Origin of the sequence: Sphingomonas sp. Leaf25 (genome assembly GCF_001421635.1) — a bacterium.
Taxonomy (GTDB): domain Bacteria; phylum Pseudomonadota; class Alphaproteobacteria; order Sphingomonadales; family Sphingomonadaceae; genus Sphingomonas.
On record NZ_LMKU01000030.1, the window covers coordinates 133825 to 139729 of the forward strand.

Below are 5905 nucleotides of genomic sequence, written 5' to 3' on the forward strand. Positions count from 1 at the left end.
CGCGTGAACCGATCTTACGCGACCGCAGCGTGAACCTTCGCCACAGCCTGCAACACCGCGCCGATCCGCACCGCGCCTTGGATGACCTCGGCCTTCACGCCGTGCTTCTTCAGGACATCCTCATGCGCGTCGATGCACATGCCGCAGCCGTTGATCGCCGATACCGCGAGGCTGAACAGCTCGAAATCGACCTTTTCGATCCCCGGCGCGGCGATGACGTTCATCCGCAACTTGGCGGGAAGATTGCCGTATTCCTTGTTCTTCGCGAGGTGGACGAAGCGGTAATAGACGTTGTTCATCGCCATCACTGCCGCCGCCGCGCGCGCCGCATTGGCGGCCTCGGGCGACAGCTTGTCCGCGACTTCCGCCTCGGCCGCATCCACCAGCGGCTTGTACCCGGTGGCATGGGCGCAGGCGAGCATCGTGCCGAACTTCTTCTGCGGATCGAGGACCGTCTCGTTCAGCAGCGATCCGACGTTGAGGCGGATGTCCTTGGCGAAATCGGGCAGCGCCGATGCGAATTCCTTGAGCGACATGGAAGTAATCTCCGTCAGATACGCAACACCCCAGCCGACCGGGCGCAAGGGCCGGGTCTGCGCTGGGGCGTCGAAGAGTGGGGCGGACCTCGGCCCGCCCCGCCAAAAATCAGGCCGCGACCTGAAGGACGTCGTCGCCCTTGTTCCAGTTGCACGGGCACAGTTCGTCGGTCTGGAGCGCGTCGAGCACGCGCAGCGTCTCCTGCGGGTTGCGACCGACGTTCAGGCCGTTGACCTGCACCGCCTGGATGACGTTGTCGGGATCGATGATGAAGGTCGCGCGGAACGCGACATGCTCGTTCTTGTCGAGAATGCCGAGCTTGCTCGCCAGCACCGCGCCATTGTCGGCGATCCACGGGAAGTCGGCCGCCGCCAGATCGGGGTCCGACTTGCGCCACGCGAGGTGGACGTGCGCGGTGTCGGTCGACGCGCCGATCAGCACGGCGTCGCGATCGGCGAAATCGTCCTTCAGCTCGCTATAGCCGACGATCTCGGTCGGGCAGACGAAGGTGAAGTCCTTCGGCCAGTAGAACAGCACCTTCCACTTGCCCGGAAACGCATCGTGGCGGAGCGTCTCGCCGGCGGGCAGCGCGTCGGTGCCCTGCTGGACGGGAACGGTGAATTCGGGGAGCGTATCGCCTACGGTCAGCATGGGGTGGCCCTTTCGTTGTGGTGCGTTGCGGCACCATGAATTGCTGCAATGCGATATAGGGTCCGCTATGGACCGTTCCAATCGAAATTGCCCTTGGGATTGATCGACGCAGCCGATAAATAGGCTGGCATGTCCGTCTACCTGCCGACGCTCAAACAGCTTCAATATCTGGTCGCGCTGCGCGACGCGGGCCATTTCGGACGCGCCGCCGAGGCATCGTTCGTCACCCAGTCGACGCTGTCGGCGGGCATCCGCGAACTGGAAACGCTGATCGGCATCACGCTGGTCGAACGCACCCGCCGCGTCGTGCGCTTCACGCCGCTGGGCGAGAGCATCGTCGACAAGGCGCGCAAGGTATTGCGCGAGGCCGAGGAACTGACCGACATGGCTCGCGCCGCCGGCCGGCCGCTGTCGGGCGATCTGCGGATGAGCGTGATCCCGACGATCGCGCCGTTCCTGCTGCCGCGCCTGCTGCCGCGCCTGCGCGCCGATTATCCCGACCTCAAACTCTATCTGCGCGAGGAGCCGAGCGCGGCGGCGTGCGAGGGGCTGCACCACGGCCGCACCGATTGCGTGCTGCTCGCCCTCCCCTATGGCTGTGGCGAGGTGGAGGTGGCCCCGCTGTTCGACGACCGGCTGCTGCTGGCGGTGCCGCAGGGGGAACCGGCGATGCCTGCCGGATCGCTGGTCGCCGAGGATATTGACCCCGAACGGCTGCTGCTGCTCGAGGACGGCCATTGCCTGAAGGACCATGCGTTGCGCGCCTGCGAACACCCCGAAACGCGGGGACAGGCGATGATGATGGGCACATCGCTCCACACCATCGTGCAGATGATCGACAACGGGCTGGGCACCACCATGTTGCCGCAAATGGCGATCGATGCCGGTATCCTCGACAATACCGGGGTGATGGCACGGCCGATCGAATCGAACCATGCCTCGCGCCGGATCGCGCTGGTATGGCGGCGCGCCTCGCCGCGCGAACGCGATTTTCGCCTGCTTGCCGACGTGCTTGCCGCCGCGCGCGGTTGATCTGGATCAGGACCGCGAGGGAACCGTTCGGCCAAGCCAACCGTATTTCCCGCGTCGGTGCCATCGGCGCACCGCGTCCATTTCCACGCAGCCACGGGAGATTCCCATGATTCGCGCTTCGATTTCCACCGCCGCCCTCGCCCTGTCGCTGGCCGGCGTCGCCCATGCCCAGACGACCACGCCGCAGCCGGCCCAGCCCGGCACCACCGCGACGACCGGTGTCCGCACCGGCACCACCGCCACGGTCCGCACGCCGCTCGGCACGGTCCAGACCGGCGCGCAGGTCGACGCCGGCGTAACCGCCAATGCCGCACCGGTCATCGTCGGCGGCGCGCCGATGCTGCCGACCGCGACGATCGTCGCCAATGCGTCGAAGGCGAGCAACCTCACCACCTTGGTGAAGGCGGTGCAGGCCGCCGGTCTGGCCGCGACACTGTCGGGTCCGGGTCCGTTCACCGTGTTCGCCCCGACCGACGAAGCGTTCGGCCGCCTCGCCCCCGGCACGCTCGACACGCTGCTCAAGCCCGAGCAGAAGCCATCGCTGACCAAGCTGCTGACCTATCACGTCATCGCGGGCAAGCTCGACTCGGCGGCGCTCAAGTCGCAGATCGAAGCCGGCGGCGGCACCGCCACGCTGACCACGGTCGAAGGTCAGCCGTTGAAGGCCACGCTGGAAAACGGCGCGCTGGTGCTGACCGACGTCAACGGCGGCAAGAGCTATGTCACGCAATATGACGTCAACCAGTCGAACGGTGTTGTTCATGTCGTGAACGGCGTGCTGGCCCCCAAGCTCGGCTAAGATCCCACGTTTTGGCGTGCACGACGGGGTCGGCCTTGCGCCGGCCCCGTTTCAGTTCCAGCGCGCCGCCGCCACGTCGTCGCCGGCGCGAGCCTCCACCCAGCGCGCATCGCCGCCGCGCCGTTCGCGCTTCCAGAACGGCGCCCCGGTCTTGAGCCGGTCGATCAGGAACGCGCAGGCGTCCAGAGCCGCCCCGCGGTGCCGCGCGGTCGTCGCCACGAACACCACCCGGTCGCCCGGCACCATCGGCCCGACGCGGTGGACGATCGTCGCCCCGGCAAGGCTCCAGCGGTCGACCGCTTCGTGACACAGGGTTTCCAGCGCGCGTTCGGTCGCGCCGGGATAATGTTCCAGCGCCAGTTCGGTGACGCCGTCGTCGCCGCGCACCAGTCCGGTGAAGGTCGCGACCGCACCCGCGCCCGGCGCTTCGGCGGCAGCGTGTTCGGCGGCGATGTCGATCGGTGCGTCCTGCACCACCACCCGGATCATCCGCCCGTCACCGGCGGAAAGATCGCGACCTCGCGCGCACCGGCGATCGGGGTGTCGAGGCTAACGAACACTTGATCCACCGCCGCGCGCAACCGGTCGCGGTCGACGAAGGCGGTGGCGTGGCCCTCGCTTCGGACGGCAAGCCAGTCGATCAGGCCGGCGACGCTCGTCACCGTATCCGGCACCTCAACCCGTTCCGCCCCGGTCCCGATCGATTCGCGGACCCATGCGAAATACAGCACGTCGATCGCCATTAACTGTCCATATGCTTCAGGCCGACCCGCAGATAGTCCCAGCCGGTGATCGCGGTCAGCGCCGCCGCGCCCCACAGGCAGATCAGCCCGGTGACATGGACGAAGCCATGCTGCGGCACCGCCCCGGCAAGGATCAGCGCGCCCAACGCCACCAGTTGCAGCGTCGTCTTCCACTTGGCGAGCTTCGATACCGGCAACGACACCTGAATGCCGGCGAGGAACTCGCGCAGCCCCGACACCGCGATCTCGCGCAGCAGGATAACGAGCGCGGCGATCAGGTGGATGCCGGTGATGATCGCCACGTCGTGCCGTGTGCCGACCAGCATCAGGATGACGGCGGCGACCATGATCTTGTCGGCGATCGGATCGAGGAACACGCCGAGCTTCGATACCGTCCCCTGCGCGCGCGCCAGATAACCGTCGAAATAATCGGTGATGCCCATCAGGCAGTAGAGCGCGAAGGCGATGGCATAGCCCGCCTGCCACGTCGGCCACCACAGCAGCGCGACCAGCAGCGGCACCGCAAAGATACGCGACAGCGTCAGGATGTTGGGAAGCGTCAGCACTGGTCCACGCTGTAGAGCCTGTTTGGAATCCCGCCAAGGGCAAGGCTCACGATAATCGGCGATTGAAGCGGCGGCCCACGCTCGGCTACACCGCCCACGCGATCTCCCGTTCCGGGCCAGGAAGTCAGAATGAACAATGCGCTGGGCCTGCTGACGCAGCGCCGTTTCCTGCCGTTGTTCGCCACCCAGTTTCTGGGCGCGTTCAACGACAATCTCTACAAGCACGCCATGGTGCTGTTCGCGACGTACCAGTTGTTCGGCGATCCGGCGAGCGAACAGAATTTCAACGCACTGGCCACTGGCCTTGCCATCCTGCCGTTCGTGCTCCTGTCGGCGCTGTCGGGCCAGCTCGCCGACAATCACGACAAGGCGAAGATCATCCGCATCGTCAAGACGGTGGAGATCGGCATCATGCTGTACGGCGCGGCGGGCATGCTCGTCGCGCGCGGCGGCCATCCGACGGTGGGGGTGGTGATGATGCTGAGCGCGGTCGTACTGCTCGGCATCCATTCGACCTTCTTCGGCCCGATCAAATACGCCATCCTGCCGCAACATCTGAAGGAGGATCAGGTGCTGGGCGGCACCGGGCTGGTCGAGGCGGCGACGTATCTCTCGGTGCTGACCGGCACGATCGTCGCCGGCTGGGTCAGCGTCGAATGGGCGGCGGGGCTCGTCGTGGTCGTCGCGATCCTCGGCTGGTTCACCGGGCGGATGGTGCCCCCCGCCCCGCGCAGCGGCCCCGAACTGGTCATCAACTACAATCCCCTGACCGCGTCGTGGCATCTGATCGCGGCGACGATGCACATCCGCCGCCTGTTCCTCGCGATCGTCGCGATCAGCTTCTTCTGGACGATCGGGTCGGTGCTGATCGTGATCTTCCCGGTGCTGGTGAAGAACGTGCTGACCGCCGACAAGCAGGTCGCCTCGCTCACCATCGCCATCTTCTCGATCGGGGTCGCGATCGGATCGGTCATCATCAACGCGATGCTCAAGGGGCGCATCTCGGCGCGCTATTCGCCGGCGTCGGTCATCGCGATGGCGGTATGCGTGCTGGCCTTCGCGCTCCAGGCGCGTGCGTGGACCCCTGCGCCGGCCGGCACGCTCTATGGCGCATGGGCGTTCGTGACCCATCCACAGTCGCTGTTCGTGCTGCTCACGCTGGCGATGATCGCGATCTTCGGCGGCATGTTCGTCGTGCCGCTCTACGCCTTCCTGACCACCACCGTGACCAAGGACCAGACCGCGCGGACGGTCGCCGCCAACAACGTGGTCAACTGCGCCGCGATGTCGCTCGGCGCGGTCGGGGTGATCCTGCTGACCTCGGCCGGCCTTGGGCCGATCGACATGCTCCTGATCGTGGCGGCGATGTGCCTGATCTCGGCATGGCTCGCATGGCGCCTGCACCGCGCCTGCGAGGAAAAATAGGCCGAACCGGGTCTACAGCAGGAACGTGTAGAAGCAGATGAAGAACGCGGTGAAGCTCACCGCGAACAGCTTCAGATCATCCTCGCCCGCGCGGGCGGCGGTTTCGACGCGCTCCCCGACCAAGCGGCTGCGGAACGGGTGGCGGCGGGGGG

8 protein-coding genes are annotated in these 5905 nt (G+C 66.6%); 3 read left to right on the plus strand and 5 right to left on the minus strand.

Going from position 1 to position 5905, the window contains the following annotated elements:
• Positions 1-14: 14 nt before the first annotated feature.
• Together ASE78_RS14440 and ASE78_RS14445 are read right to left on the minus strand one after the other, a co-directional pair.
• Positions 15-536 (minus strand): carboxymuconolactone decarboxylase family protein, encoded by a 522-nt coding sequence (locus ASE78_RS14440; protein WP_056498041.1) that lies wholly within the window; start codon positions 534-536, stop codon positions 15-17.
• Between the two features lie 109 nt (positions 537-645).
• Complete coding sequence (locus ASE78_RS14445) at positions 646-1188, minus strand: peroxiredoxin (RefSeq protein WP_056498042.1); 543 nt, start codon at positions 1186-1188, stop codon at positions 646-648.
• Positions 1189-1317: 129 nt separating this feature from the next.
• On the opposite strand from ASE78_RS14445, the gene ASE78_RS14450 reads away from it, so the two are divergent.
• Entirely contained in the window at positions 1318-2220 is a 903-nt protein-coding gene (locus ASE78_RS14450; protein WP_056498043.1) for a hydrogen peroxide-inducible genes activator, read from the plus strand.
• 106 nt (positions 2221-2326) lie between these two features.
• A complete protein-coding gene (locus ASE78_RS14455) occupies positions 2327-3019 on the plus strand; it encodes a fasciclin domain-containing protein (protein ID WP_056498044.1) in 693 nt (230 codons plus the stop codon).
• A 51-nt stretch (positions 3020-3070) separates the two neighbouring features.
• On the opposite strand, the gene ASE78_RS14460 is transcribed toward ASE78_RS14455, so the two are convergent.
• Genes ASE78_RS14460 through pgsA form a run of 3 tightly spaced genes read right to left on the minus strand, consistent with a single transcriptional unit; the run spans position 3071 to position 4328 of the window.
• Entirely contained in the window at positions 3071-3508 is a 438-nt protein-coding gene (locus ASE78_RS14460; RefSeq protein ID WP_056498045.1) for a molybdenum cofactor biosynthesis protein MoaE, read from the minus strand.
• Positions 3505-3762: a molybdopterin converting factor subunit 1 gene (gene moaD, locus ASE78_RS14465; RefSeq protein WP_055759137.1), complete on the minus strand. Its 258-nt coding sequence runs from the start codon at positions 3760-3762 to the stop codon at positions 3505-3507. Before moaD ends, ASE78_RS14460 begins: the two co-directional genes overlap by 4 nt.
• Positions 3762-4328, minus strand: coding sequence for a CDP-diacylglycerol--glycerol-3-phosphate 3-phosphatidyltransferase (gene pgsA, locus ASE78_RS14470; protein ID WP_055759134.1), 567 nt, complete (start codon positions 4326-4328; stop codon positions 3762-3764). The genes moaD and pgsA overlap by 1 nt, the downstream gene beginning before the upstream one ends.
• Positions 4329-4457: 129 nt before the next feature.
• Between pgsA and ASE78_RS14475 the strand changes: the two genes are divergently transcribed.
• The gene (locus ASE78_RS14475; protein ID WP_056498046.1) at positions 4458-5753 is read left to right on the plus strand and encodes an MFS transporter; all 1296 of its coding nucleotides are present in this window, start codon (positions 4458-4460) and stop codon (positions 5751-5753) included.
• Positions 5754-5905: the final 152 nt, after the last annotated feature.

Excerpts from the sequence above, each read along its gene's own strand:
- moaD (WP_055759137.1), bottom strand. The coding sequence starts at position 3,762 with ATGGCGATCGACGTGCTGTATTTCGCATGGGTCCGCGAATCGATCGGG.
- ASE78_RS14440 (WP_056498041.1), bottom strand. The coding sequence starts at position 536 with ATGTCGCTCAAGGAATTCGCATCGGCGCTGCCCGATTTCGCCAAGGAC.
- ASE78_RS14445 (WP_056498042.1), bottom strand. The coding sequence starts at position 1,188 with ATGCTGACCGTAGGCGATACGCTCCCCGAATTCACCGTTCCCGTCCAG.
- ASE78_RS14455 (WP_056498044.1), top strand. The coding sequence starts at position 2,327 with ATGATTCGCGCTTCGATTTCCACCGCCGCCCTCGCCCTGTCGCTGGCC.
- ASE78_RS14460 (WP_056498045.1), bottom strand. The coding sequence starts at position 3,508 with ATGATCCGGGTGGTGGTGCAGGACGCACCGATCGACATCGCCGCCGAA.
- ASE78_RS14475 (WP_056498046.1), top strand. The coding sequence starts at position 4,458 with ATGAACAATGCGCTGGGCCTGCTGACGCAGCGCCGTTTCCTGCCGTTG.
- ASE78_RS14450 (WP_056498043.1), top strand. The coding sequence starts at position 1,318 with ATGTCCGTCTACCTGCCGACGCTCAAACAGCTTCAATATCTGGTCGCG.